The 1,355-nt window shown below is 64.4% G+C and carries 1 protein-coding gene and 1 riboswitch; the gene reads left to right on the top strand.

Going from position 1 to position 1,355, the window contains the following annotated elements; translation table 11 throughout:
• Window positions 1-95: 95 nt before the first annotated feature.
• Window positions 96-298: riboswitch (cobalamin riboswitch) on the top strand.
• Window positions 299-390: 92 nt separating this feature from the next.
• Window positions 391-1,355, top strand: a 965-nt coding sequence (gene cobW, locus HX846_RS36290; protein WP_178967355.1) for a cobalamin biosynthesis protein CobW, incomplete at its 3' end; no start/stop codon positions are given.

Genomic DNA, 1,355 nt, shown 5'->3' with positions numbered 1-1,355 from the left:
GTCCAGGCCGGGCCGGCGGCGAGCGAAGGCATGCTGGAGCGCCTGGCGCTGCTTAGTGCCAAACGCTCGGACATTGACCCGTCCCCGCGCACTGCGTAGCCTTGCACCTTCGAGGTTCTTCGGCCCAGGCCGAAGCTAAGAAGGGAACGCGGTCAATGCCGCGGCTGCCCCCGCAACTGTAAAGGGTTTATCTGACTGCCACGCCACTGCCTGAACAAGGCGGGAAGGCGCAGCCAGCGCCGGCATCACCGCCGGCAAGCCCCAAGCCAGGAGACCTGCCTCGCAACCGATTTTCTACTTCAACCGGGCGGGGTGATCCGGTGGCGAATTCTGCTTCTGCGCACCTGCGCAGGGCCACTCGTCCCGTATGCCCGCCCCAAAGGGCATCCGATGAAAACACTGGCCAAACTCCCCGTCACCATCGTTACCGGCTTCCTCGGCTCGGGCAAGACCACCTTGCTGCGCCACATGCTGGATAACGCCCAGGGGCGCCGCATCGCGGTGATCGTCAACGAGTTCGGCGAGCTGGGCATTGACGGTGAAATCCTCAAGCAATGCTCCATCGGCTGTACCGAAGAAGAGGCGAACGGCCGCGTCTACGAATTGGCCAATGGCTGCCTGTGCTGCACGGTCCAGGAAGAGTTCTTCCCGGTGATGCGCGAACTGGTGGCCCGTCGCGGCGACCTCGACCATATCCTCATCGAAACCTCGGGCCTGGCCCTGCCAAAACCCTTGGTCCAGGCGTTCCAGTGGCCGGAAATCCGCAGCGCCTGCACCGTTGACGCCGTGATCACCGTGGTCGACAGCCCAGCCGTGGCCGCCGGCACGTTCGCCGCCTTCCCGGACCAGGTTGACGCCCAGCGCAAGCTCGACCCGAACCTGGACCACGAATCCCCCCTGCACGAGCTGTTCGCTGACCAACTGGCCAGCGCCGACCTGGTGATCCTCAACAAGTCCGACCTGATCAGCCCTGAAGACCTGGCCCGTGTGCGCCTGGAAGTGGCAGAAGAACTGCCGCCGGCGGTCAAAATCATCGAAGCCAGCAGCGGTCGCCTGCCGCTGGATGTATTGATCGGCCTGGGCGCGGGCTCGGAAGAACACATCGATGGCCGCCACAGCCATCACGATCATCACCACGAAGGTGAAGACGACCACGACCACGATGCCTTCGACTCCATCTCCATCGAACTGCCCCAGGCCGACGAAAGCCAGCTGCTGGACGCCCTGACCCAACTGGTGGTCAAGCACGGCATCCTGCGGGTCAAGGGCTTCGCGGCGATCCCGAACAAACCGATGCGCCTGCTGATCCAGGGCGTGGGCACGCGTTTCGACAAGCACTTCGACCGCGCCTGGCG

It is taken from the genome of Pseudomonas sp. K5002 (genome assembly GCF_013386655.1).
Classification (GTDB): domain Bacteria; phylum Pseudomonadota; class Gammaproteobacteria; order Pseudomonadales; family Pseudomonadaceae; genus Aquipseudomonas.
Note: the sequence above shows the minus strand (reverse complement) of the source record. Positions and strands in the feature narration are given on the sequence as shown.